Annotated in this window: 21 protein-coding genes and 3 pseudogenes; 16 read left to right on the top strand and 8 right to left on the bottom strand. The window is 58.8% G+C overall.

Annotation, left to right across the window (positions count from 1 at the left end; genetic code table 11):
• The first annotated feature begins 49 nt into the window (after window positions 1-49).
• From ACSBQS_RS11290 to arsC, 3 genes are all read left to right on the top strand, one after another.
• Window positions 50-376: a metalloregulator ArsR/SmtB family transcription factor gene (locus ACSBQS_RS11290; RefSeq protein WP_033650826.1), complete on the top strand. Its 327-nt coding sequence runs from the start codon at window positions 50-52 to the stop codon at window positions 374-376.
• 69 nt (window positions 377-445) lie between these two features.
• Window positions 446-1,735, top strand: a complete 1,290-nt coding sequence (locus ACSBQS_RS11285) for an arsenic transporter (RefSeq protein WP_042784908.1) — start codon at window positions 446-448, stop codon at window positions 1,733-1,735.
• A gap of 14 nt (window positions 1,736-1,749) precedes the next feature.
• Window positions 1,750-2,181, top strand: coding sequence for an arsenate reductase (glutaredoxin) (gene arsC / locus ACSBQS_RS11280; RefSeq protein ID WP_033650828.1), 432 nt, complete (start codon window positions 1,750-1,752; stop codon window positions 2,179-2,181).
• A 26-nt stretch (window positions 2,182-2,207) separates the two neighbouring features.
• Here the strand turns inward: arsC and ACSBQS_RS11275 are convergent, their stop codons facing one another.
• The 3 genes from ACSBQS_RS11275 to fdhD are packed head-to-tail and all read right to left on the bottom strand — an operon-like array spanning window position 2,208 to window position 5,023.
• Window positions 2,208-3,170 carry a Dyp-type peroxidase gene (locus ACSBQS_RS11275; RefSeq protein WP_033643584.1) on the bottom strand — a complete coding sequence of 321 codons (963 nt, stop codon included), beginning with the start codon at window positions 3,168-3,170 and terminating at the stop codon, window positions 2,208-2,210.
• A 34-nt stretch (window positions 3,171-3,204) separates the two neighbouring features.
• Window positions 3,205-4,122 carry a bestrophin family protein gene (locus tag ACSBQS_RS11270; RefSeq protein ID WP_197749495.1) on the bottom strand — a complete coding sequence of 306 codons (918 nt, stop codon included), beginning with the start codon at window positions 4,120-4,122 and terminating at the stop codon, window positions 3,205-3,207.
• Between the two features lie 58 nt (window positions 4,123-4,180).
• Window positions 4,181-5,023: a formate dehydrogenase accessory sulfurtransferase FdhD gene (gene fdhD, locus ACSBQS_RS11265; protein ID WP_434990533.1), complete on the bottom strand. Its 843-nt coding sequence runs from the start codon at window positions 5,021-5,023 to the stop codon at window positions 4,181-4,183.
• Window positions 5,024-5,318: 295 nt separating this feature from the next.
• Here fdhD and ACSBQS_RS11260 point away from each other — a divergent pair.
• The 11 genes and pseudogenes from ACSBQS_RS11260 to umuC all read left to right on the top strand — a co-directional run.
• Window positions 5,319-5,489: pseudogene (locus ACSBQS_RS11260) on the top strand (DNA polymerase V); the annotation flags it as partial.
• A 34-nt stretch (window positions 5,490-5,523) separates the two neighbouring features.
• The gene (locus ACSBQS_RS11255; protein ID WP_016927225.1) at window positions 5,524-5,769 is read left to right on the top strand and encodes a hypothetical protein; all 246 of its coding nucleotides are present in this window, start codon (window positions 5,524-5,526) and stop codon (window positions 5,767-5,769) included.
• A 117-nt stretch (window positions 5,770-5,886) separates the two neighbouring features.
• A pseudogene (locus ACSBQS_RS11250) lies at window positions 5,887-6,099 on the top strand (resolvase); the annotation flags it as partial.
• Between the two features lie 75 nt (window positions 6,100-6,174).
• Window positions 6,175-6,546: a hypothetical protein gene (locus tag ACSBQS_RS11245; protein WP_126502249.1), complete on the top strand. Its 372-nt coding sequence runs from the start codon at window positions 6,175-6,177 to the stop codon at window positions 6,544-6,546.
• A 313-nt stretch (window positions 6,547-6,859) separates the two neighbouring features.
• Window positions 6,860-7,039 (top strand): annotated as a pseudogene (locus tag ACSBQS_RS11240) (SOS response-associated peptidase family protein); the annotation flags it as partial.
• A gap of 187 nt (window positions 7,040-7,226) precedes the next feature.
• The gene (umuD, locus tag ACSBQS_RS11235; RefSeq protein WP_197666040.1) at window positions 7,227-7,661 is read left to right on the top strand and encodes a translesion error-prone DNA polymerase V autoproteolytic subunit; all 435 of its coding nucleotides are present in this window, start codon (window positions 7,227-7,229) and stop codon (window positions 7,659-7,661) included.
• Window positions 7,662-7,756: 95 nt separating this feature from the next.
• Window positions 7,757-10,294, top strand: a complete 2,538-nt coding sequence (locus tag ACSBQS_RS11230; protein WP_434990530.1) for a TonB-dependent hemoglobin/transferrin/lactoferrin family receptor — start codon at window positions 7,757-7,759, stop codon at window positions 10,292-10,294.
• A gap of 167 nt (window positions 10,295-10,461) precedes the next feature.
• Window positions 10,462-10,974, top strand: a complete 513-nt coding sequence (locus tag ACSBQS_RS11225) for a sigma-70 family RNA polymerase sigma factor (protein ID WP_025303329.1) — start codon at window positions 10,462-10,464, stop codon at window positions 10,972-10,974.
• Window positions 10,975-10,991: 17 nt separating this feature from the next.
• The gene (locus tag ACSBQS_RS11220; protein WP_434990526.1) at window positions 10,992-11,909 is read left to right on the top strand and encodes a FecR domain-containing protein; all 918 of its coding nucleotides are present in this window, start codon (window positions 10,992-10,994) and stop codon (window positions 11,907-11,909) included.
• Window positions 11,910-12,072: 163 nt separating this feature from the next.
• Window positions 12,073-12,891: an energy transducer TonB gene (locus tag ACSBQS_RS11215; RefSeq protein WP_232092527.1), complete on the top strand. Its 819-nt coding sequence runs from the start codon at window positions 12,073-12,075 to the stop codon at window positions 12,889-12,891.
• Between the two features lie 204 nt (window positions 12,892-13,095).
• Window positions 13,096-14,412, top strand: a complete 1,317-nt coding sequence (umuC, locus tag ACSBQS_RS11210) for a translesion error-prone DNA polymerase V subunit UmuC (protein WP_434990525.1) — start codon at window positions 13,096-13,098, stop codon at window positions 14,410-14,412.
• 27 nt (window positions 14,413-14,439) lie between these two features.
• Here umuC and aceE read toward each other — a convergent pair whose 3' ends face one another.
• A complete protein-coding gene (gene aceE, locus ACSBQS_RS11205; RefSeq protein WP_342207660.1) occupies window positions 14,440-17,115 on the bottom strand; it encodes a pyruvate dehydrogenase (acetyl-transferring), homodimeric type in 2,676 nt (891 codons plus the stop codon).
• 154 nt (window positions 17,116-17,269) lie between these two features.
• Here aceE and ACSBQS_RS11200 point away from each other — a divergent pair, with 154 nt between their 5' ends.
• The gene (locus tag ACSBQS_RS11200; RefSeq protein WP_033643576.1) at window positions 17,270-17,707 is read left to right on the top strand and encodes a MarR family winged helix-turn-helix transcriptional regulator; all 438 of its coding nucleotides are present in this window, start codon (window positions 17,270-17,272) and stop codon (window positions 17,705-17,707) included.
• Here the strand turns inward: ACSBQS_RS11200 and ACSBQS_RS11195 are convergent, their stop codons facing one another.
• Window positions 17,708-18,787 (bottom strand): transketolase-like TK C-terminal-containing protein, encoded by a 1,080-nt coding sequence (locus ACSBQS_RS11195; protein WP_042784900.1) that lies wholly within the window; start codon window positions 18,785-18,787, stop codon window positions 17,708-17,710.
• Between the two features lie 305 nt (window positions 18,788-19,092).
• Between ACSBQS_RS11195 and ACSBQS_RS11190 the strand changes: the two genes are divergently transcribed.
• A complete protein-coding gene (locus tag ACSBQS_RS11190; protein ID WP_197666044.1) occupies window positions 19,093-20,442 on the top strand; it encodes a colicin-like pore-forming protein in 1,350 nt (449 codons plus the stop codon).
• 52 nt (window positions 20,443-20,494) lie between these two features.
• On the opposite strand, the gene ACSBQS_RS11185 is transcribed toward ACSBQS_RS11190, so the two are convergent.
• From ACSBQS_RS11185 to ACSBQS_RS11175, 3 genes are read right to left on the bottom strand one after another with little or no spacing between them, the layout of a single operon-like run.
• Complete coding sequence (locus tag ACSBQS_RS11185; RefSeq protein WP_434990520.1) at window positions 20,495-20,911, bottom strand: RbsD/FucU domain-containing protein; 417 nt, start codon at window positions 20,909-20,911, stop codon at window positions 20,495-20,497.
• Window positions 20,912-20,956: 45 nt separating this feature from the next.
• Window positions 20,957-21,721, bottom strand: coding sequence for an SDR family NAD(P)-dependent oxidoreductase (locus ACSBQS_RS11180; protein ID WP_042784898.1), 765 nt, complete (start codon window positions 21,719-21,721; stop codon window positions 20,957-20,959).
• Window positions 21,722-21,742: 21 nt separating this feature from the next.
• Complete coding sequence (locus ACSBQS_RS11175; protein WP_232092545.1) at window positions 21,743-22,978, bottom strand: MFS transporter; 1,236 nt, start codon at window positions 22,976-22,978, stop codon at window positions 21,743-21,745.
• Window positions 22,979-23,042 lie beyond the last annotated feature (64 nt).

Here is a 23,042-nt window from a genome sequence, read left to right as displayed (position 1 = left end):
ATTTTCACGAGCGATTTGTGGAGCAGATAAAGGTTAACGGGAGTGCGACATGACGTCATTGACGCCGCTGAAGCTGTTTAAAAACTTGTCGGATGAGACGCGTCTGACGCTGGTGCTGGTGCTGCGCCACGCCGGCGAGCTGTGCGTGTGCGAGCTGTCGGGCGCACTGGCGCTGCCGCAGCCAAAAATATCAAGACATCTGGCGATGCTGCGTGAAAGCGGGCTGTTGCTCGATCGGCGCGATGGCAAGTGGATACATTATCGCCTGTCGCCGCATATGCCGGCCTGGGCGGCGGCTATTATTGAGCAGGCTTATCAGTGCCGATCAGAACAGATGATGGAATTGGCGCAACGCGCGGCGAAAGGTTGCCCGTAACGATAAAAAATTTGCCTTAACATATCCGAAAAAACATATATGTAAACTTGAAGAAGCAGCGAGGCGGCGATGATAGTGGCGGGGACAATCTTTATTCTGACGTTGATTTTGGTGATTTGGCAACCGAAAGGGCTGGGCATCGGTTGGAGTGCGTCGATCGGGGCGGGATTGGCATTAGTGAGCGGCGTGGTGCACGTCGGTGATATTCCCGTGGTGTGGCAGATAGTCTGGAATGCGACCGCGACCTTCATCGCCGTCATCATCATTAGCCTGCTGCTGGATGAAAGCGGCTTCTTCACCTGGACCGCCTTGCATGTCGCACGTTGGGGCAACGGCAAAGGTCGATGGCTGTTTACCTACATGTTGCTGCTAGGGGCTGTAGTGGCAGCGTTGTTCGCGAACGACGGCGCCGCGTTGATTCTGACGCCGATCGTGATCGCCATGCTGTCGGCGCTCGGTTTTCGTCCTGCTGCCGTGCTGGCTTTCGTCATGGCGGCGGGCTTTATCGCCGATACTGCCAGCCTGCCGCTGGTGGTGTCCAACCTGGTAAATATCGTTTCAGCGGATTTCTTCCGGCTGGGTTTTACGGAGTATGCGGCGGTGATGGTGCCGGTCAACCTTGCCGCCGTCGCGGCGACGCTGGTGATGTTGCATCTGTTCTTCCGCAAGGATATTCCGCAGCGCTACGCATTGACGCGTTTACCGGTGCCACGGGAAGCGATTCGCGATCGCACGACGTTTCGGACCGGCTGGGCCGTATTGGCGCTGTTGTTGATGGGTTTTTTCGCCCTGGAGCCGCTCGGCGTGCCCGTCAGTTTGGTCGCCGCTTGCGGCGCCCTGGTTTTGCTGGCGGTGGCGAAACGCGGGCGAGCGATCGATACCGGTAAAGTGTTGCGCGGGGCGCCCTGGCAGATCGTCATTTTCTCACTGGGCATGTATCTGGTGATCTACGGGTTGCGCAACGCCGGTTTGACCGATTGGCTTTCCGGTGTGCTGGACGCGTTGGCACGGCAGGGGCTGTGGGCGGCGACGTTTGGCACCGGTTTCCTGAGCGCATTTCTCTCTTCCATCATGAATAACATGCCGACGGTATTGGTGGGGGCGTTGTCTATCGACGGCAGCAGTGCGGAAGGCGTCATCAAACAGGCGATGATTTACGCTAACGTTATCGGCAGCGATCTCGGCCCCAAAATTACCCCGATTGGCAGCCTGGCGACGTTACTGTGGCTGCATGTGTTGGCACAAAAGAACATCGTCATTACCTGGGGCTATTATTTCCGCGTGGGGCTGGTGATGACGTTACCGATTTTGTTTGTCACCCTGGCCGCGCTGGCATTGCGTTTGTCCGTTTTGCCCTGACCGGAGAAACCGTCATGAGCGACATCAAGATTTACCATAACCCGGCCTGCGGCACGTCGCGCAATACGTTGGCGTTGATCCGCAACAGCGGCGTTGAGCCAGAGGTGGTTTTGTATCTGGAAACGCCGCCAAGCCGCGAACGATTGATTGCGTTGCTGGACGAAATGGGCATGACGCCGCGCGCGTTGCTGCGCAAAAACATCGAGCCTTACGCCGAGCTGAAGCTGGACGAAGCCGGCTGGCGCGATGATCAACTGATCGATTTCATGCTGCAACAGCCGATCCTGATCAACCGCCCCATTGTGGTGACCCCGCTCGGCACGCGTTTGTGCCGTCCGTCGGAGGTGGTGTTGGAGATTCTGCCGGATCCGCAGCGCGGCGCCTTCAGCAAAGAGGACGGGGAGCCGGTGATTGATGCGCAGGGCCACAGGATAACCAACGGCTAATCGCTGCGGCCCCGCATTTCATCCAATCAGTGCAGTTCGGCGCCGCTGCGATCGGCCAGCGCTTCCAGCAGCGGGGCGGAAGGCACGAAGAACAGGGTGCCGGTCACCGCGTGGCTAAAATCGAGCAGCCGATCGTAGTTGCCGGCCGGGCGGCCGATAAACATGTTTTCCAGCATCTGCTCGATCGGCTGCGGGGAGCGCGCATAGCCGATAAAGTAGGTGCCGAACTCGCGCAGGCCGGGGCGGCCGAACGGCATGTTGTCGCGCAGAATTTTCACCTCGTTGCCTTGCTCGTCGGTGATGGTGGTCAACGAACTGTGCGACGACGACGGTTTGACCGCTTCATCCAGCTCGATGTTGGACTGTTTATGGCGGCCGATGATCTTCTCCTGCGTTTCCACGCTGAGCGAATTCCAGCCCTGCATATCGTGCAGGTATTTCTGCACCAGCACATAACTGCCGCCGCTGAACGCCGCGTCTTCGTCGCCGATCACCGTGTAGTCGAAGGCTTCGTGCCCCTCCGGGTTCTCCGTACCGTCGACGAAGCCGATCATGGCGCGCTGATCGAAATAACGGAAGCCGTGCACCTCCTCGATCACCGTCACGGCGTCGCCGAGCTTGGCGGTCAACTGAGAGGCCAGTTCAAAACACAGATCCATTTCATCGGCGCGGATGTGCAGCAGGATGTCGCCAGGCGTGGCGACCGCAACGCGCTCCCCGCTACCGATCGGGCTGAACGGATGCAGCTGGCGAGGGCGCGGCGCGCCGAACAGCGTATCCCAGGCCTCGGAGCCGAAGCCGCAGACGCAGGTGAGATTGCCCGCCGGCGCGCGTTTGCCGACCGAACGCACCACGGCGGCGATATCGCCGCACCAGGCGCGCACCGCCGCCAGATGGGCAGGAACGGGCGACAGGGTGGCGACGATGAAAATGGCATGGCGCGTGACCGGCGTGAATACGGCTTGCGGCGGGGTGTTATTTGCATTCATTGCATTCGGCTCCAGTGTGTTCGGGTGAAATAGATCAGATCAAATTAAAGTGCTCGTCGGGTTTCATCGGCGGTGGCAGCGGGCTTTGGTCGTTCATTTCCAGCAGGTTGCGCTCGATGGTGTTGCAAATGGCGTTTAACGGCAGATGGTTGGCCGACACGCCGAACGGATCCTCCAGCTCTTCGGCCAGTGAGTCCCAGGATAAGAAGGTATAGGAAATGAACACCGAAACAAACGGTGTCATGTAATGCAGATCGGTCACCAGGGCAAAAGGCAACAGGCTGCAGAACAGGTAAACGGTGCGCTGCAGGATCAGGGTATAGGCGAATGGCACCGGGGTGCTGGCGAGCCGTTCGCAGCCGCCGAGGGTATGAGACAGTTCGCTCAGCTTATCGTCGATCAGCCCGAAGGTGATGTCGCTCAGTAGGCCCTGATGGCGCAATTTGCCGATTTCCTGGCCCAGCATCAGCAGGATGCGGTTGGTCGGCATCGGGCTGGCGATCACCTCGGCCAGCTCGTTGCCGGTGAGATTGTGGTACAGATCGGCGGTGGGGTCGGTGCCGCGCAGCTGATGCTTCAGGCTCCAGCTAAAGGCGATCAGCAGCTTGGCGACCTTTTGCTGCACCGCCGGTTCGTCCGGCAGCAGGCTTTTGATCTGGCGCAGCAGGGTGCGTTCGGTAATCAGCAGCGAGCCCCACAGGTTGCGCGCTTCGACAAAGCGGCTGTAGCCGGCGTTATTGCGAAAGCCGAGAAAAATGGCGATGGCGATGCCCAACAGGCTGAACGGCGCGATGGTCAAATGCACGCCGAGCTGTTCGTACCATTGGTAGCTGATCACCGCCACTATCGACATCAGCACGTTCAGCGACAGGCGAAAGGTAATTTTTGACAGCACGGAACCGTGCCAGGCGAACAGGCGAAAAAACCAGTTCTGGTGCGGGCGAATTATCATAACGTGGGTGCTTCCTGGTGTCCTGCTATTGAGAATAGTCGATTCTTATCCGGCGGCGCTATGCCGCCGTTGTCGATTGCCAGAGCCGTTGCGGGTGCGTATAGACGGTGGCGCGCCCCGGTTTGCTGAAGCCCACCAGCGTCAGGTTGCTGCGCTCGGCCACTTCCACCGCCAGACGGGTGGCGGCGGAGACGGCGAACAGGATCTCGACGCCGCACATGGCGGACTTTTGCACCATTTCATAGCTGGCGCGGCTCGAGACCAGCGCCGCCCCTTGCGACCAGGCCTGTTGGCTGCGGTAACCCAGCAGTTTGTCGAGCGCCACATGGCGGCCGACGTCTTCACATCCGCCGCTGAGCGCGCCGTCCGGCTGGATCCAGGCCGCCGCATGGGTGCTGCCGGTCAGTTTTCCCACCGTTTGCACTTCCTGCAGTTGAGCCAACGCCCGGTCGAGCTGGGCCAAATCGAAACGTTGGGTGAAGGGCAGCGGTGCGATGGGCTGAGCAACCTCCTGCAGCTGCTCGACCCCGCAGACGCCGCAGCCGGTGCGGCCGGCCAGGCTGCGGCGCTTCTCTTTCAGCTGCATAAAGCGGCGGCTCGAGAGCTCTACATGCACTTCAATGCCGTTACAGGCCGGTTGTTGACGGATGTCGTAGATATCGTCGGGGGAGGTGATGATACCTTCGGACAGCGAAAAACCGATGGCGAAGGCCGCCAGATCTTTTGGCGTCGCCATCATCACCACGTGGGAAATGCCGTTGTACACCAGGGCGACCGGCACTTCTTCCGCCAGCCAATCCTGCTGCGCCTGAGCCAGATCGGTGCGCTGCCAGACCGCATGGCGAGACAGGCAGGCCTGTTCGATGTCGTCGGTTTCTGCGAGGAGCAGGTGCTTGTTCATAACGTTCTCGTGACCGTCGGTGACGAGGCGCCGACGGGGATGAATGCTTATTGAGCAGGTGTGGACATTATACAGGATTCTGATCCCGCTCGCGTAGGGAATCACGCCCTGCAGGTTATCCACAGTTTTAGTGGATAACGTGTGTGCAAGGCAGCGTGAAACCGTTAGCAGGCGTAAAAAAAAATCGCTCAGAAAATTATTATATTACGCGGCAAAGCGCGATCCGTCGGGGGGGAGGGGGTTGCACGCGTTCGCGTTTTGTTTATTCTTTACTGTATAAATATACAGTTTGGTTATGATTATGCTGAGTACTTTAAGGTTGTATGCTTTTTCACCAGGCGAGCCCCTGACGTTACCGCTGTTTGCCGATCGCGTGGCCTGCGGTTTTCCCTCCCCGGCGCAGGACTATGTCGAGAGCCGGCTGGATATCGGCAAACTGCTGGTGCGGCATCCTAATGCCACTTATTCGTGCGCGCCAGCGGTGAGATGGAGCGAGCAGGATGGATCAGGCACTGAATTTTTCACTCAGCTATGCGCAGCTGATCCGGGAAGCAGAAGATGCGATTAAAAAATGCAATCTGAACCAGGGCGGGATGGGTTACACCCTAGAGTTGGGTAAGGCTTCTGTCATTCTGAGTTTCTGGTACGGTCTGGCGCTGCAGGGCTATCCGGGCACAATAATGGATGAACGTGTTGATGCCGACCGGCTGCGCCTGCATGTCCTCATCTATAAGAGAGAGGAGTGACATCGTGGCAACGGTTAACGTCCGCCGGCCGTCGCCGCTGTAGCGACGGATGCTGATTGTGCTGGCCGAACCTGCGCGCCCCCTGCCTGCTGCTGTGGCGCGCGGACGGAACGATCAAGTCGCCGCCAACGGCAAAAGCCGGGAATTGAACGGGCGCATACGTTGGGTAGATACCGGGGAAAGCAGGCAGATCAGGAACGACATCAGAAAGTCCTGTACTACCGACAGATTAAGAAACTGAGCATCCGAGAAACAGCAGACGCGACAGGCTACAGTACTTCCCAAGTTTGTCGCATTCAGGCCTTCTATAAAGAAGTTGAGACTGATTAAAAAGCAGCCTTAATGTACAATAATTTTCGACATCCCAACTGACCCCATGAACAATCAATGAGTTAGAGGTGAAAGATGATTTCATACAAAAAAATCATACCTGCTCTTGTCATATTCGCTTTATCTAATGCTGTGGCATATGCGAATGATTTCGACAAATCAAATGAAGCGATGGCAATTTCAGCAATAGGTTTTTCTGGCTCAAATGCTCGTGTTGCACATGATGTTTGTGGGGCAACCAATGAGAAAATTGATAAATATAAAAAACAAATAAAAGACTCATTAACTAGAACATTAAAGTATGAACAGTCAGGATTCGATACGCATTGGGATAATGGTTGGAAAAATGCTGATTTTTTGGTTAAGTCATTAAGTAATGATGAAGCCTATAAAAAAGAATATTGCCGAGAGGTTTTAGATGGAATTAATAATCCTGAAATGAATTAAGGATTATTCCTTATTCGGGATTCTACGCCGGAACCCCAGATTTTTCCGTCCGCTAAAATTATCCCCGGTTGAGCAGCTTTATACCGTCAGCTCGCAGTGGACCATCAGGGGAAATGTGGCGGTACAGCGTTTGTCGGGTTATCCCAAGCTCCTGGCATAACGTACTGACTTTCGTCTCTGGCCGTCCCATTGATGCCATTGCCAGTCGCAATTTTATTGGCGTCATTTTGTAAGGCCGTCCGCCGTTCCTCCCGTGGGCTCTTGCTGAGGCAAGGCCTGCCGCTGTTCTTTGCGGCGCTGTACGCAGCAGAGACCGACGGCCGCGCGCGACTGGCTCGACACCCGCTTAGTCCCGCCCTCTGGTCAAATGCAGGCTGACGTGTACAGCCTGCAGGCAGAGGATTTCGTCTGGCAACCGGTATCGCCCGCCGTCGGCGCCGTTCGCAATGACAATCCCTCACTCATCCTGCCCATCGATACGCCAACGGTCTGAGTGCCGCATTATCTACAGTTTTGGTGGATATCATGTGTGCAAACACACGTGAAGAACGCCAAAAGCTGCAGGAAAAATCGCTCAGAAAATTATTATATTACGCGGGAAAGCGCGATCCGCAGGGGATTGGGGGTTGCACGCGTTCGCGTTTTGTTTATGCTTAACTGTATAAATATACAGTTTGGTTATGATTATGCTGAGCAATTCAAGGTTGTATTCTTTTTCACCAGGTGAACCCCTAACGTTACCGCTGTTTGCCGATCGCGTGGCCTGCGGCTTTCCTTCCCCGGCGCAGGACTATGTCGAAGGCCGGCTGGACATCGGCAAGCTGCTGGTGCGGCACCCCAACGCCACCTATTTCGTGCGCGCCAGCGGCGAATCGATGATCGACGGCAATATTCGGGACGGCGATCTGCTGATTGTCGACAGCGCCCTGACGCCGGAGCATGGCAATATCGTGATCGCTGCGGTGGACGGTGAATTCACCGTCAAAAAGCTGCAGCGCCACCCCGACGTGCGGCTGTTGCCGATGAATCCCGCCTACGCGCCGATCGTGTTCGACGACGAAGCGCAGCTGGAGATCTTCGGCGTGGTGACCTTTATCGTCTACGCGGCGCGGTGACTTCGGCATTTTTTTTCACTTTTTTCTGCCCGATCTTTTTATTGGCGTGACCTCTCTACTGAGTTTCCAGTTCATTACACTCAGGGGAATCCTTCATGGCCATAAAAAACAAGAACGGCGCAGGGCGTACGTTCACATCAGCCAAACGTACCGCCGGGAAGCGGGTCGCTATCGGGGTAGGGTGCGCATTATCGGGCATGCTCACCTCCGCGATGGCGGCGCCCGGTACGTCGGTGCCACCGGCGGCGGTCGAGCAGTCCGCTCTCTTTTCCTTCGCTATTCCCGCTGGCGACCTGGCGCCCGCCTTGCGGACGGCGGCCGCGAAGGCCGGCGTGATAGTCATTTTCACGCCCGAACAGACGCGTGGAAAAAACACCGCGGGCCTGCAGGGACATTATCGCCTCACCGACGCGTTCAATAAGCTGTTGGCGGGCAGCGGATTGCGCGCTCAGCAAACCGCACAGGGGTATCGGTTGGTTGACGCCGGGCCGGTTCAGCCGTTGACGATACCGGAACTGTCGGTGGTCGGCGGTTTGTCTGACAGCGTCGCCGCCGGCCGTTCGGTGTTGGATAAAGAAGACATCGAACGCGTGCAGGCAGACAATATCGCCAGTTTGCTTGATCGCTTGCCCGGCGTAGGGATGGCGGGCTCGCCGCGCCCGGGCGGCCAAAGCCTGAATATCTGGGGCATGGGGGATATGGAAGATGTGAAGGTCGTGCTGGACGGCGCGCCGAAGGGATTTGAGAAATATCGGCAGGGCTCGGTATTTATCGAACCCGAACTGCTGAAAAAGGTTGAGGTCGATAAGGGGCCGCACAATCTGTTGAACGGCAATGGCGGCTTTGGCGGGACCATTATGCTGGAGACCAAAGATGCCGGGGACATGCTGTTGCCGGGCGAAGATTTTGGCGGCTTGCTGAAGTACAGCTACCACACCAACGATCGCCAGGGCATTTACAGCGGCGCGTTGTACGGCCGTACGCCGGAAGGATCCGCCGACGGTTTGCTCTACATGAGCAAGCGTGACGGCGGCAATCTGAAGCGACCGGACGGCACGCGCTTTGCCTATTCCGCCAACGATCAGGCTTCCTACCTGTTAAAAACCAATATTTATCTGAGCGAGGCGCAAACCCTGACGCTGTCGGCGATGCGTTCGGACTCCGATGGCTGGCAGCCTTTTGCCGCCAAGCGGGACGATATCGCCGCGCCCAGCCAGGCAGATATCGATAAATATGGCCGGGAAGAAGCGTGGCGTCGCATTCTGGTGTATCGCGACCAGACAGACACCAATTACTCGGTGAAATGGAATCTGGCGCCGGAAGCGCAGCCGTTGCTGAATCTGACGCTGTCTTATGCCTATTCGAAGACAGAGCAGCATGACAAGCGGCCGGATTCCGCTTCAAAGTTCAGCTATCTCGGTACGCTAGGCAATGAAAGCTGGGTGAATTATACCGATCGGCAATTTGACGTTAGCAATGAAAGCCGTTTCGCCAGCGGGCCGCTGGAGCACAGGCTGTTGATCGGCGCGCGTTGGCATAAACATCAGCGCGATACTCTGATGTATTACCCCTCGCAGGTAAAAAACGCCAGTTACAACTACGGCTATTTCCAGCCGTATTATATGCCGGCGGGCGAACAGGAAACCCGCAGCGTTTATCTTCAGGATGCGGTCAGCTTCGGCAGCCTGACCGTGACGCCGGGCGTGCGTTACGATCATGTGACCAATACCGGGCAACCGAACCGGGCGCCGCGCTATAACGACAGCGATCCGCTCGTGGGTCATGATTACAGCAGCGTGACCTATACCGGTTGGTCGCCGCATTTGGGCGTGATGTGGAAAGCGACGTCGAATCTGTCCCTGTTTGCCGACGTCAGCCGCACCTGGCGCGCCCCGGTGATCGACGAACAGTACGAAGTGCAATACGCCGCTTCCAGCGTGCCCGGTACCAGCCGCGGCCTGCAGGTGGAACGCATGACGGGCGTTCGTCTCGGCGCGGTGCTGGACTTCAACGATGTGTTGATGGCGCGGGACAGCCTGCAGATCCGTACTACGCTGTTCCGCAATCGCGGCAAGGACGAGATTTTCTATCGTCGCGGCGTAGTGTGCGACGCCGCACGGCACGGGGGCCAATGTGGGCAACCGTTGTCGAACTATCGCAACTTGCCGGGCTATACCATTGAGGGCGTGGAGCTCGAATCGTTTTATGACAGCGAAAGCCTGTTCGGGAGCCTGTCGTTCTCCTCGATTCGCGGCAAACGCGACGCTTCACCGCGCGATCCGTGGGGCAACGAAACCTGGATTGCCGAAATTCCACCCGTTACGGCACACGCGATGCTGGGCATGAAAGTGCCGCGGTGGGACATGGCCTTCGGCTGGACCGGCGATTTCGTGCGTAAACAGGATCGTTCACCGGCCGACGGCGATCCAATAGCCGTTGTCTGGGCCCTGCCGAAAACGTCGGGTTATGCATTGCACGGCCTGTTCGCCTCGTGGCAGCCCAGCGGCTTGCAGGGCTTCGAAGCCCGCGTGGCGGTGGACAACCTGTTCAACCGCGATTATTACCCTTACCTGGGCGAATCGGTGTCCGGCGTAGGGCGCAACATCAAGTTCAGCGTCAGTCAGCGTTTTTGACGATCCTGTCTGCGGGGGCCATTTAGGCCCCTTTTCACGTTTTCTCCCCCGTATTTCCCTACTTTTTCGCCGTTTATAAATCATCAGCAATCGCTTGACACAGAAGTTACAATTTTAAAATAATAATAATTATCATTTTCAATCTCATTATCAATTGGTGTCACCGAATGGCGAGGAAAGAGGCCGCGGCAGCCAACGGGTTTGCTCAACAGCTTTATCTTGAGCATCACAGTTGGTTATGCCATTGGCTGAGACAGAAGGTTGGGTGTGCGCATCACGCCGAAGACCTGGCGCAGGATACGTTCATCAGTATTTTACTGAGCCCGCAGTTGCTTGCCATTCGGCAACCACGCCCCTTCCTGGCGACCGTGGCGCGCCGGCTGGTGGCGAATTATTACCGGCGTAAAACAATCGAAGAGAGCTATCTGCAGGCCTTGAGCGAGTTGCCGGCGATCGAGGCGCCCTCGCCGGAAGTTCGTCAACAAACCCTCGAAATGCTCGAACAGTTGGATCAGGCGTTGGACGGATTGCCGGCGCACGTCCGCGAGGCTTTCCTGTTGGCGCACCTGCAGGGCATGCGTTATTGCGACATCGCTGAACGTTTACGGGTGTCGACCAGCTCGGTGAAACAATATCTGCAGCGCGCTAATTTGCACTGTTTCTTTGCATTGGCGGCGTAACGGCAGGTGCGGAACCCATGGTGAAATCGGATATCGATCGGCAGAGCGCGCGAGAGGCCGCCGCGTGGTTAACGCAGCTGATGTCGGAAGAGGCAAGCGACGCGGATAGGGAAAACTGGCGACGTTGGTATCAGGCGAAATCGGAAAATGAACGCGCCTGGCGGCATATCGCCGCGTTTTCATCCCGTTTTTATCTGCTTAACGGGGCGGCGGCGCAGCGTAGTCTGTCGCAGTTGCCGAACCCGCAACGTCGCCGGTTGTTGAGAAGCCTGGCGGCCATCGGCGTGGTGGGGACGGTTGGTGTCGGTTCGGGCGCGCTGCCATGGCGCCCCTGGCTGGCGGATTACCGTACGGCGGTGGGGGAGCAGCAAACCGTCGCGTTGGCGGATGGCGCACAGTTGATGCTGAACACGCAAACGGCGGTCAACGTCAGCCGTCAGCAGGCCACATTGCTGGAAGGCGAAATGATGGTGAATCTGCCGCCGGAAAGCGGTGCGTTGACGGTGAGGTTGCCGCAGGGCGAGATCATGGTGCAGGCTGCTCGCTTCAGCATTCGCCTGTGGGAAACTTACAGTGATATCGCCGTTTATCTTGGCCGGGTCACGATCCTGTCGCCAGCGCATCGGAACGCGGTGCTCAACGCCGGTCAGGGCGGCAGATTAAGCCGGCAAGGCATTGGCGAACCGTATCGCGTGACGCAAGAGCCCGGTTGGCGGCAAGGCATGCTGCTGGCCGACAACATGCGGCTGGACGACTTCCTGATGGAGCTGGGGCGTTATCGTCAGGGCGTTATTCGCTGCCGGCCGGAGGTCGCCGGCCTGCGGCTCTCCGGTGCGTTCCCGCTGGCTGACCCCGAGCGCGTCATCGCGGCACTGCCCGGCGCGTTGCCGGTTAGGGTAAATATGCTGTCAAAATACTTCATCACCGTATCCTAAAGTTTTTTACTCTGCCATTAGGGAATTTCCTTTTCTATTGACCTGTTCTTTCTCGTTACCTGCCCGGTGCCGCGTGCCTAAACGACCTTTCTGACATACCCCGACTGCCGTTGACCGCTGCGTACGTTGGTCTGTTTTACGCTTAACCTGAGTACCGTTCCCTATGTTCAATCACAACGTATTATCTGGCGATTTCTCTTTACCCCCTACAGGCGGGCGATGGCGCTGGGCTACCGCCAATGTGTTGGCGTTGGGTCTGCATGGTGCGTTGTTGTTTGGGCTCGGTTATCACCTGATGCCACCGTTGCTGCCTGCGGCGCAACCGATGGTGTTGATGATGGTCGCCGAGCAGGCTGAATCGACACCCAACACGGAGCCGATGCCAACCGGCGTGCGCCAGGTGCAGGCGGTGGCGCAACGGCAGGAAAATCGGGAACCGGAGGCGGCGATGCCTCCGCTGATTCATGCGCCGCGTGCAACGGAGCGGCAGAGCAAGGCCAAAGGGCAACGGAACGACCCCATCAAACCGAAGACGGAACCGCCGAGCCCAAGGCAAGAGGAACAGGAAAAAATCGCGTCTGCAAGCTCAAGAGCATCAAGCACCAGCGCGCCTCCGTCTATGGACGGAAAGCGTGTTGCCGCGCCGCAAACCAGCGTCGCATCGCAACCGAGTCAGGATGCCTCGGTCTGGAGCGGCCTGCTGTTGGCGCATTTGAGCCGTTTCAAACGCTATCCTGCCCTGGCGGTACGCCAACAGCGCCAAGGTGTGGTTCAGGTTGCCGTGACGCTGGATCGGCAGGGAAACGTGCTGGGTGTGAAGCTATTGCGATCGAGCGGCGTTGCTTCGCTGGATCGGGAGGCGCTTCAGCTACCGCAGCGCGCTTCTCCACTGCCCGCGCCCGGCAATGAGATCGCAGCGGGGCAGCTGGAATTCAGCGTGACCATTCCGATTCGTTTCGATCTGCGAGAAGTACGCCGTTAATGCAAAATTCGGCCCCGGGTAAACGGAGGCTGAGTTAAAAGCCAAAGTACATCAAACGGATAGCAGCGATGGGGTTGTTTCTGCTTGATCGTCGCCAGAAAAATACAAATACTGTATGTATGAACAGTAATTTGGTGCCGCTATGAATAACAACCCACTGACGATAACGCCGGCCTGTCCTCTGGCGATGACGGGTCAGTAGCCATGTTCGCCCTGGTAGACGTCAACAGCTTCTACGCTTCCTGCGAGACCATTTTCCGGCCCGACCTGCGGGGGCTGCCGGTGATTGTGTTGTCCAACAACGACGGCTGCGTGATCGCCCGCAGCGCCGAGGCGAAGGCGCTGGGCGTGCCGATGGGCGCGCCTTATTTCAAGATCAAAGAGGAGATGCGCCGTCGCAACGTCGCGGTGTTCTCCTCCAACTACGCGCTGTACGCCGATATGTCCCGCCGGGTGATGGACACGCTGGAGGAGATGGCGCCGGCGGTGGAGATCTATTCACTGGACGAAGCCTTTCTGCGGCTGGACGGCGTGGCGCGCTGCGAGGCGCTGGAACCGTTCGGCCAGCGGGTGCGCGATCGCATCCGGCGCGAGCTGCATTTGACGGTCGGGGTTGGCATTGCGCCGAGCAAAACGCTGGCCAAGCTGGCCAACTTCGCGGCCAAGAAATGGCGCGGCACCGGCGGCGTGGTGGATTTATCCGATCCGGCGCGCCAGCGCAAACTGCTGGCGTTGCTTCCGGTGGAAGAAGTGTGGGGCGTGGGCCGCCGCCTGACGCGCCAGCTGCAGGCGATGGGCATTCACACCGCGCTGCAGCTGGCGGACTGCGATACCCGACTGGCGCGTAAAACCTTCAGCGTGGTGCTGGAGCGCACGATACGTGAGCTGCGCGGCGAGTCATGCCTGCAATGGGAAGATGAGGCGGCGGCGAAAGAGCAGATCATCTGTTCCCGCTCGTTCGGCCAGCGGTTGACGCACTACCCGCACATGCGCGAGGCGATCTGCAGCTATGCCGAACGCGCCGCCGAAAAGCTGCGACAGGAAAAGCGCTATTGCCGCAACGTGTCGGTGTTTATCAAAACCAGCCCGCATTCGGCGGGCGAAGGCTATTACAGCAATATGGGCACCGCCCGGCTGCAAACGCCGAGCAACGACAGCCGCGACATCATCGCCATGGCGGTGCGCGCGCTGGAGAGCATTTGGCAGGAGGGGCGGCGTTATCTGAAGGGCGGCGTGATGCTGGGGGATTTCAGCGCCGCCGCCATGGCACAGATCGACCTGTTCGACGACTGCCCGCCGCGCCGCAACAGCGAGCGCCTGATGGCGACCCTCGATCGCTTGAATCAGGAAGGGCGCGGGCGCGTATGGTTCGCCGGGCAGGGGATCGTCAAACCGTGGCAAATGAAGCGCGACATGCTGTCGCCGGCTTACACCACCCGGCTGGCGGATATCCCGCTGGTGCGGCTGGGGGAGCGGGCGCCGCGCGCTGCCGAATCGAAGGAAGAAAAACGCCGCGGGTGACAACCGGCGGCGTGGGTAGGCTGAGTGTTACTTCACCGCAGCCGGATCCGGCTTATCGGGGGCGATGCCGTACAGCGCCATGGCGCGGTTGACCTCGCTGCGGGCGATACGGCCTTCGTCAGCCAGCAGCTTCAGGGCGGCGAGCGCGATGAAATGGCGGTTGACCTCGAAGAACTCACGCAGCGCCTCGCGGGTGTCCGAGCGGCCAAAACCGTCGGTGCCCAAGGCGATAAAGGTGCGGTCGGGCAAGAACGGTTTGATCTGATCGCCGACGATCTTCATATAGTCCGTCGCTACCACCACCGGGCCGGGATGCGCCGCCAGCAGGCTTTGGATATAAGGGACTTTCGGCGGATCTTCCGGATGCAGCAGGTTCCAGCGTTCGGCCGCCATGCCGTTGCGGCGCAGCTCGCTCAGGCTGGTGGCGCTCCAGATATCGCTGGCGACGCCAAAGTCCACGGCCAACAGCTCCGCCGCCGCCAGCGCCTCGCGCATGATGGCGCCGCTGGCGACCAGCTGAGCGCGCGGGCTCTCTTGGGTTGTCGCTGCGCTCTGTTTGAGCAAATACGCCCCCTGGATAATCCCGTCCTCTACGCCCGCCGGCATCGGCGGCTGCGGGTATCCCTCATTGAGCAAGGTGATGTAGTAGTAAATATCCTCTTGCTCAACGAACATCCTGCGCATGCCGCTCTGAACGATCACTGCGAGTTCATAGGCATAGGTCGGATCGTAGGAGACGCAGCTGGGGATCACGGAAGACAGCACGTGGCTGTGGCCGTCGTCATGCTGCAAGCCTTCGCCCATCAGGGTGGTTCTGCCGGAGGTGGCGCCGAGCAGGAAACCCTTGGTGCGCGCGTCGGCCGCCGCCCAGGCGAGATCGCCCACCCGCTGCAGCCCGAACATGGAGTAGAAGATATAGAACGGGATCGTCGCGACATCGTGGTTGCTGTAGGCGGTGCCGGCGGCGATCCAGGTCGATATCGCGCCGGATTCGTTGATGCCTTCCTGCAAAATCTGGCCGTCTTTGGCCTCTTTATAGTAGCTGAGCTGCCCGGCATCTTGCGGGGTATACAGCTGGCCGAGCCAGGAATGGATGCCAATCTGGCGGAACAGGCCTTCCATGCCGAACGTGCGCGACTCGTCCGGCACGATGGGCACGATCAGTTTGCCGATGTTGGGGTCTTTGAGCAGCGCGCCGAGGATATTGACGAAGGCCATGGTGGTTGACATGTTGCGCTCGCCGCTGCCCTTAAGGAGACTGTCGAAGCGCGATAACGCCGGTATCGCCAGCGGGGTGGATTGGCCGAAGCGGGCGGGGATGTAGCCGCCCAGCGCGGTGCGCGTCGCGGTGATGTACTTCGCCGCCGCGCTGTCGGGCTCGGGCTTCAGATAAGGGATCGCTTCCAGCTGCGCATCGGGGAGCGTCAACCCCAAACGATCGCGGAAGGCTTTCACCGCATCCTGGCTCATTTTTTTCAGCTGATGGTTGATGTTCTGCCCTTCACCGGCTTCTCCCATGCCGAACCCTTTGACCGTTTTGGCCAATACCACCGTCGGCCTGCCCGGGGTATGCATCGCCTGATGGTAGGCGGCGTACACCTTTTGCGGATCGTGGCCGCCGCGGTGCAGCGCCCAGATCTCATCGTCGCTCAGATCGGCGACCAGCGCGAGCAACTCCGGGTACTTGCCGAAGAAATGCTCCCGCACATAGGCGCCGCTTTGCGACTTGAAGGTCTGGTAATCGCCGTCGACGCACTCCATCATGCGCTGCATCAGCAGCCCGGAGCGATCTTTTTGCAGGAGTTTGTCCCAGCCACTGCCCCAGATCACCTTGATCACCTGCCAGCCGGCGGCTTTGAAGGTGCCTTCCAGTTCCTGAATGATCTTGCCGTTGCCGCGCACGGGACCATCCAGCCGCTGCAGATTGCAGTTCACGACGAAGATCAGGTTATCGAGCTTTTCTCGCCCGCCCAGCGCAATTGCCGCCAGCGATTCCGGTTGATCCATCTCGCCGTCGCCGAGAAACGCCCACACCTTTCTCCCCTGATGCGGTTTCAACCCGCGGTATTCCAGATAGCGCATATAGCGTGCCTGATAGGCGGCGGTCAGCGGCCCCAGCCCCATCGAAACGGTGGGATATTGCCAGAAATCCGGCATCAGCCTGGGGTGCGGATAGGAAGAAAGGCCGCGGCGCACGGATTCGCGGCGAAAGTTGTCGAGCTGCTCCTCGTCGATGCGGCCTTCGAGATAGGCGCGGCCGTAAATGCCGGGGGCGGAGTGACCCTGGATATACACCATGTCACCGGCAAACTCATCGGTGCGTCCGCGGAAAAAGTGCGTGAATCCCACGTCGTAAAGCACCGCGGCCGACTGGTAGGTGGCGATGTGTCCGCCGACGTTGGAATGTTTGCCGGCGCGCAGCACCATCGCCATGGCGTTCCAGCGAATAAACGCATTGATGCGCGCTTCCGCGGCCAGATCGCCGGGATACGTCGGCTGCTTATAGACCGGGATCGTATTCACGTACGGCGTGGTGACCATGCTGAAGAAATCGCCGTGTTTTCGCTGATCGGCTTCGGCCATTCTTTCCAACAAAAAATGCGCGCGTTCACGGCCGTCGATGTCGGCGACGCCTTCAAATGCCTCAAGCCATTCAGCCGTCTCTTGTGGGTCAAGATCTGCTTTTACCGCGGGTTGGTTCATAAAAGCTCCAAATGTACTTACCTGATAAGGCGCTGAGCGATACAGGAATTTATTGAATTGCATATGCAAGAGTTGCAAATGCAATAATGGCGAAAGCCACTCTATCCCTTTACAATTGCAATTGCAACTCACCGCTTTTGACGAGAAAACTGACATGACAGATAAACAACCCGACCTGTGGTTCTCCTTCGTGCGCGCGCACCGGGCAATCATCAAAAAGATTGAAACGCAATTGTCGGAGGCGGGGCTGCCGGCGTACGCCTGGTATGACGTGTTATGGGGATTGGAAAGCGGGGAAAACGGCACGCGCCGCATGCATGAACTGGCGGACGTGTTGGTGATTGAGCGTTATAACCTGACCCGCCTGATGGATCGCCTGGAAAAAGAGCGGCTGGTCACGCGTTTTCGTTCGGATGACGACCGTCGGGCCTCCTTCGCCACCATCACCGAGGAAGGCAAGGCCCTGCGGAAAAAAATGTGGGAGATCTACCGCGCGGTGGTCAAAACCCACTTTCTCAATCAGTTCAGCGAAGAAGAGATCGCACGCTTCTCCGACGCGTTGGACAACGCGATGCAGCTGGCCAGAGCGTGATCAGGCATCGGGCGTGATGTGCAGAACGCGCAGCGCATCGGCGATCAGCGTCGAGGGAATTTTCTGCTCGTCGGCCAGCAGTTTGAGGGCGCATAGCGCAATCCATTCCGCCTGTGGATAGTGAATTTCGCCCCGGGTGCGAGAATCCGAACCCACCGCGGCAAAGCGTGCGGGAATGAACCGCTTGAGCTGATTGGCGAGCAGATGCGAATAGTCGGTGACGGCGACGACGGGGGCATTCCCGGCGCCCAGACACGTTTTCAGATGGCATTCGCCGCCGCTGTCCTGGCGCTGCATGTCGGCGAGTTCGGCATCCTGCGCCAACCGCGTGTAGCTGGGGCAGCTCCAGATTTCGGCCGCGATGCCCCAATTTTTCAACACCTCAGCCGCCTGCTGAACGCGGGCGAGCGCTCTGCCTGCGCCGCACAGGCGAACCTGCAACGGCGAGTCCGCCGCCGTCGCGACACGATACATCCCCTTGAACGCCTGCTCTGCGACAAACGGCTCACCGGAAGCGGGGGCGTCATTGTCTGCGTTGGTCGCGAGATACACCATCTTTCTCGTTCCCTCCAGATAGAGCGCGTGCAGGGCGTGATGGAGTATCGCGCCGGTTTCCCGGGCATTGGCCGGATCGAAAGGCAGCCAGTCCGGCATGGCGGTGAGCTGGAGCGGGAACCAGGCCTGCACGCCTTTCGGCAAGTCGGTACTGCCGGTATCCGCATCGCTGATGAAAATCCCCTTGCGATTGGTTTCCGGCTCAAGCCCGCGGAGCATGTCCACCGAAGGGGTGTTGACGACGTAAAACAACGGTTTCTCATAACGTTCTGATTGATGGCCAAACCAGAGCGGCCAGGCGGTGGCGTAGCGGGAGCTCGGCGGTTCGGCGCGCCTTCTGCCGTCGATGAGCCAGATGTTGCCACTGGCGTTTAGTTCGCTCAAGGCTTCCGCCGTCCAGGCGGTGGAAGAGGGAAGCGCCGCGCCGGCGTTCTGGCTGACGGAGGCCATCTTGCGGATACAAGCTTCGGCCAGGGTTCTGGTCCTGGCGGAGGCGGCAGGCATTGTTATACGTTGAAGCGACATGCGGAGCATTCCCTTTAAGTTGCAATTGCGATGATTGTAATTGCAATTCATGGCGTGTGCCAATGACTTCTGAACAGGTCGCAGCCATCCAGGCGTGACCCGCGGCGATATATTCAGGTTATGCAGACGCGATCCTATTTGTTTCACCGACCAGACAGCCGCCATCCGTTGTCCTTATTTCTGCGGTTTTTTATAAATGACGGGCAGCTAAAAACGGTTTGCCGATAGGGATAATGCGCGTGTCAATCCGCGTTAAACGAGAATATCGGCATCTTAAAAATAAAACGGAATAAGGATGAAAGCATATGCCTGGATTTAATTATGGTGGTAAAGGAGATGGGACTAACTGGAGTTCTGAACGCGGTACGGGCCCTGAGCCGGGGGGCGGCGATAAAGGCCATTCCGGCGATCGCGATCGCGGCGGCGCCGGCGTTGGCAACAGCCCGGAACAGCAACAGATAGCGGCGATCCAAAACGATCCGGCGCTGCGCATGAAGCTGGAGGCGGTGATTAAGGCGGCGCGCAGAATTAACCCGGATGCGAAATTGCATATTGAAAGCGTCAGCTCATCCGGCACGCTGAGCCTTTCCGCCACCGGTTTGACGGCCGAGCAGGCGAAGCACATTGGCCTGGGGGGGCTGGTGATGGGGGTCAACGCCAAGGGGGTGACAGTGGCGATCGGGGATATCGAAACCGGCCATGCGCGCAAATCCTCACCCCCTGGCAAAGGCGGCAACAATGGCCTGAATGCCGGGCAGATCGGCGCCTCTTCGTTAGGCAGTTTCGTGACAGACTCGCATCGCGATCGGCCCGTCAGCGGCTGGCATGGCAACGGCAAAACCGGCGAATTCTCGACGACCCGCACCACCGGGAGTTACTACGGTTTTCATCATTTGAAGGTGGAAAAGCAAGACGGAGTGGCGACCTACAGCCTCTACTATAAGGCCAATAAGAACCGGCCCGCGTTTATCGCCGTGGTGAGAGGGGATAACCTGAATGCCATGGAGGTGAAATATGCCAACGGCAAGCCGGTAAAATCACCCGGCTCGGTAAAAACGATCGTTAAGGAATTCGTCGAATATCAAAATGCGGAATTAAAAGCCATCAAGGATGGCGTCAGCCTGGCCGCAGGTATCAATAAAGATATCGCGGAAAAGATCGGCGCGAAATACGCCAAACTCGCCAAGGATTTGGAGGCGGGAATTCAAGGAAAATATATCCGCAACGTGCAAGATGCGGAGAAAACCTACGAGCAATTGACGAAGGGCTTGAACAAAAAGCTCAAGGCGCAGGACAAAGCGGCGATTGTCGCCTGGCTGAAAATGATCGATGCGGAACAGTATGCCCGCAATGCGCGGGTATTGGGCAAGGTCTTCACCGGGGTGGACTGGGCGATCAAGGGCGCGGATCTGGTAAACGCCGCGATTGAAGGTTTCTCAACCGGCAACTGGAAAGCGTTCCGCAACCAGCTCGAAGCGCTCGGGTTGTCGATCGGCGCAGGGTATACGCTCTCCGCTATCGCCGCGTTTTTCGCGCCGACGCTGGTGTCGTCGACGGTGGGCATTTTCGCCTTCGCTTACCTGTTTGGCTGGGCCACCAGCTATATCGATGCGGAACGTGCGGGGGAACTGGAGAAGTGGGTCGCTGACCTGTAACGGCATGAGGGGGCTGGCCCCCTCATTTTATCCCTCACACCCCCTACCTCTTTCACACCACCGGCGCCACCGTCAGCAGCAGATTGGCGAAGCGGCGCCGTTCGCCGGAGGCGATCACCAGCAGCGTCCGATCCGATTTGACCGCGGCGTAAAACGCCTCGCGCGGCAGGTGCTCGATCGGGCAATGTTCTGGCAGCAGTTGCCGGTATTCGGCTTCGATAGTGTTGGTGAAGTCCGGCGGGCAGGCCATCAGCGCCGCGCTTTCCACGTTGATGCAGGCCAGCAGTTTTTCCAGGATTGGCGGGGCGGCGAGCGTGCCGGGCGCCAGGTTCAGATAGACCACGGTGGCGTCTTTCGGCGCGAGCGTCACGCAGGCGTAATTGCCGTCGGCGATCAGCACCTGGGTTTTATGCCCGCATTGCGCCAGCGCGGCGAGCAGCGGCGGGTGAGTGATGGCGGATTTGATCATAAAGCGATTCCTGAATAGGGGGCGGCCGTGCCGCCCGCAGCTGAACTACATGCGGAAGATGCCGCCGTTGATGTCGAGAGTGGCGCCGGAGATGAAGCCGTCGTATTCCGCCGCCAGGAAAGCGATGGCGCGGGCCACGTCGTCCGGCGTGCCTGCGCGGCCCAGCGGGATGGCGCGAACGGTTTCCTCCGCCGATGCCTGGGTGGTATGGCGATTATGAAAGCGGGTGCCGAGGATCAGGCCGGGCGCCACCGCGTTCACCCGGATGCCGTGCTCGCCCAGCTCCGCCGCCAGCGAGCGCGTCCAGGTGAGCACCGCGCCCTTGGTGGCGGAATAGACCAGCGAGCCGGCGTGCCCGCCGGCGCGGCCTGCCAGCGAGGCCAGGTTGATGATGCTGGCGCCGTTCGGCGCCGCCTTCAGGTGCGGCAGCGCGCTCTGGGTCACGTTCAGCATGGTGGTCATGTTTACGTCGATCACGGTTTGCCAGAAGGCGCGATCGATCTCGCCCAGCCATTTGCGCCCGACGATGCCGCCGACGTTATTGATCAGAATATCGATGCCGCCGAGAAACTCGGCGCCGGCCGAGACGCAGCGCAGCGTTTCGTCGGTGTCGATGAGATCGGCGTAGCCGTAGGCGGCCTTTTGTCCGAGTGAATGGGCCAGCGCCACCAGCGCCTTGGGGCCGCTTTCGTCGCTGTGGTAGTGAAAATAGATGTCGCACCCGGCCTTGATCAGCCGCTCTGCGGTGGCGCGGCCGATGCCCTGTTCCGCCCCGGTGATAAAGACCTTTTTGCCCGCAAGATCGCCCATGATTGACTCCTTATTGGTTCGTTAAGAATTGATGACGCCTTCACGCTGTTTGGCGCAGTAGAAAATGCAGATCAAACCGGTCGCCAGCAGGCACGAGGCCAGGAAAAACAGCCCCGGCGCGCTGCTGCCGGTCAGATCGTTCAGCACGCCCACCGCATAGGGGGCGACGAAACCGCCGATATTGCCGATGCAGCTCACTACCGCCAGCCCGGCGGCCGCGGCCGCGCCGGTGGAGATATTGGCGGGCATGGATAAGAACGGCGGCACGGCGGTGTAGATGCCGATGGCGGCAATGCACAGGAACGACAGCGCGACGAACGGGTCGTATTTAAAAAACGTCACCGCGCCCATCAGGCCGATGGCGGCAAGCACCATGCTGAGGCCGGCGAACACGCCGAGCTTTTTGGTTTTGCTGGCCCACAGGCTCCACGGATACACCAGCAGCGCGGCCAGGCCGTAGGGAATGAGCGCCAGCAGGCTGACGCGAAAGATATCGCTGCCGGAAATGGCGCTGATGATCGACGGCAGCCAGGTGCCGAAGCCGTAAATGCCGCATACCATGCCGAAGTTGAGCAGCGCGTAGAGCAGGTACTTTCTGTTTTTAATGCCCTTGAGGAAGTCGCCCAGCGTGATTTTTGAGCCGGATTTGGAGCGGCCGGCGTTGCTCATCAGCCAGGCTTTTTCCTCCACGTTCAGATAACCGACGTCCTTGGGCGAATTCTTGATCAGGAAGGGGATCAGCAGGCCGATGACGATCGGCGGCAGCCCTTCGAGGATGAACAGCAGCTGCCAGGGGGCGAAGCCGAACCAGTCATGCTGAATATTGAGAATAAAGCCGGAAATCGGCGAGCCGACCGCGTTGGACAGCGGCTGGACGATGATGAACATGCCGAGAATTTTGGTGCGGTATTTTTCCGGGAAGAAGACCGTGAAGTAATACACCACCGAGGGAAAGAAACCGGCCTCGCACACGCCCAGCATAAAACGGCAAATATACAGCTCCAGCGGCGTGCGCACAAAACCGAGCAGGGTCGCGAAGATGCCCCAGGAAATTAATATTCTGGCGAACCAGATGCGCGGGCCGAATTTAATGGTGCCGGCGTTGCTGGGTATTTCAAACAGGAAATAGCCGATAAAGAAAATTCCGGAAGCGAAGCCGAAAGCCGAGGCGGTCAATCCCAGATTATCTTCCAACGCTTTGGCGGCGTAGGCCATATTGTTGCGGTCGAGAAAGGCCAGGAAATACAACAAGATCATGAGGGGGACAATATGCAGCGTCAATTTCCTGATGGCGCTGCGTTCAATATCCTTTGGCATTGTT

This window comes from Serratia sp. H402Y, assembly GCF_051172415.1.
In the GTDB taxonomy this organism is placed as follows: domain Bacteria; phylum Pseudomonadota; class Gammaproteobacteria; order Enterobacterales; family Enterobacteriaceae; genus Serratia; species Serratia ureilytica.
Note: the sequence above shows the minus strand (reverse complement) of the source record. Positions and strands in the feature narration are given on the sequence as shown.

Bases quoted from the DNA above. Each gene is read 5' to 3' on its own strand.
- ACSBQS_RS11175 (WP_232092545.1), bottom strand. From the start codon at position 22,978: ATGATCTTGTTGTATTTCCTGGCCTTTCTCGACCGCAACAATATGGCC.
- ACSBQS_RS11190 (WP_197666044.1), top strand. From the start codon at position 19,093: ATGCCTGGATTTAATTATGGTGGTAAAGGAGATGGGACTAACTGGAGT.
- ACSBQS_RS11230 (WP_434990530.1), top strand. From the start codon at position 7,757: ATGGCCATAAAAAACAAGAACGGCGCAGGGCGTACGTTCACATCAGCC.
- ACSBQS_RS11270 (WP_197749495.1), bottom strand. From the start codon at position 4,122: ATGATAATTCGCCCGCACCAGAACTGGTTTTTTCGCCTGTTCGCCTGG.
- umuD (WP_197666040.1), top strand. From the start codon at position 7,227: ATGATTATGCTGAGCAATTCAAGGTTGTATTCTTTTTCACCAGGTGAA.
- ACSBQS_RS11200 (WP_033643576.1), top strand. From the start codon at position 17,270: ATGACAGATAAACAACCCGACCTGTGGTTCTCCTTCGTGCGCGCGCAC.
- ACSBQS_RS11290 (WP_033650826.1), top strand. From the start codon at position 50: ATGACGTCATTGACGCCGCTGAAGCTGTTTAAAAACTTGTCGGATGAG.
- ACSBQS_RS11225 (WP_025303329.1), top strand. From the start codon at position 10,462: ATGGCGAGGAAAGAGGCCGCGGCAGCCAACGGGTTTGCTCAACAGCTT.
- fdhD (WP_434990533.1), bottom strand. From the start codon at position 5,023: ATGAACAAGCACCTGCTCCTCGCAGAAACCGACGACATCGAACAGGCC.
- aceE (WP_342207660.1), bottom strand. From the start codon at position 17,115: ATGAACCAACCCGCGGTAAAAGCAGATCTTGACCCACAAGAGACGGCT.
- ACSBQS_RS11245 (WP_126502249.1), top strand. From the start codon at position 6,175: ATGATTTCATACAAAAAAATCATACCTGCTCTTGTCATATTCGCTTTA.
- arsC (WP_033650828.1), top strand. From the start codon at position 1,750: ATGAGCGACATCAAGATTTACCATAACCCGGCCTGCGGCACGTCGCGC.
- ACSBQS_RS11285 (WP_042784908.1), top strand. From the start codon at position 446: ATGATAGTGGCGGGGACAATCTTTATTCTGACGTTGATTTTGGTGATT.
- ACSBQS_RS11275 (WP_033643584.1), bottom strand. From the start codon at position 3,170: ATGAATGCAAATAACACCCCGCCGCAAGCCGTATTCACGCCGGTCACG.
- ACSBQS_RS11195 (WP_042784900.1), bottom strand. From the start codon at position 18,787: ATGTCGCTTCAACGTATAACAATGCCTGCCGCCTCCGCCAGGACCAGA.
- ACSBQS_RS11185 (WP_434990520.1), bottom strand. From the start codon at position 20,911: ATGATCAAATCCGCCATCACTCACCCGCCGCTGCTCGCCGCGCTGGCG.
- ACSBQS_RS11220 (WP_434990526.1), top strand. From the start codon at position 10,992: ATGGTGAAATCGGATATCGATCGGCAGAGCGCGCGAGAGGCCGCCGCG.
- ACSBQS_RS11180 (WP_042784898.1), bottom strand. From the start codon at position 21,721: ATGGGCGATCTTGCGGGCAAAAAGGTCTTTATCACCGGGGCGGAACAG.
- umuC (WP_434990525.1), top strand. From the start codon at position 13,096: ATGTTCGCCCTGGTAGACGTCAACAGCTTCTACGCTTCCTGCGAGACC.
- ACSBQS_RS11215 (WP_232092527.1), top strand. From the start codon at position 12,073: ATGTTCAATCACAACGTATTATCTGGCGATTTCTCTTTACCCCCTACA.
- ACSBQS_RS11255 (WP_016927225.1), top strand. From the start codon at position 5,524: ATGGATCAGGCACTGAATTTTTCACTCAGCTATGCGCAGCTGATCCGG.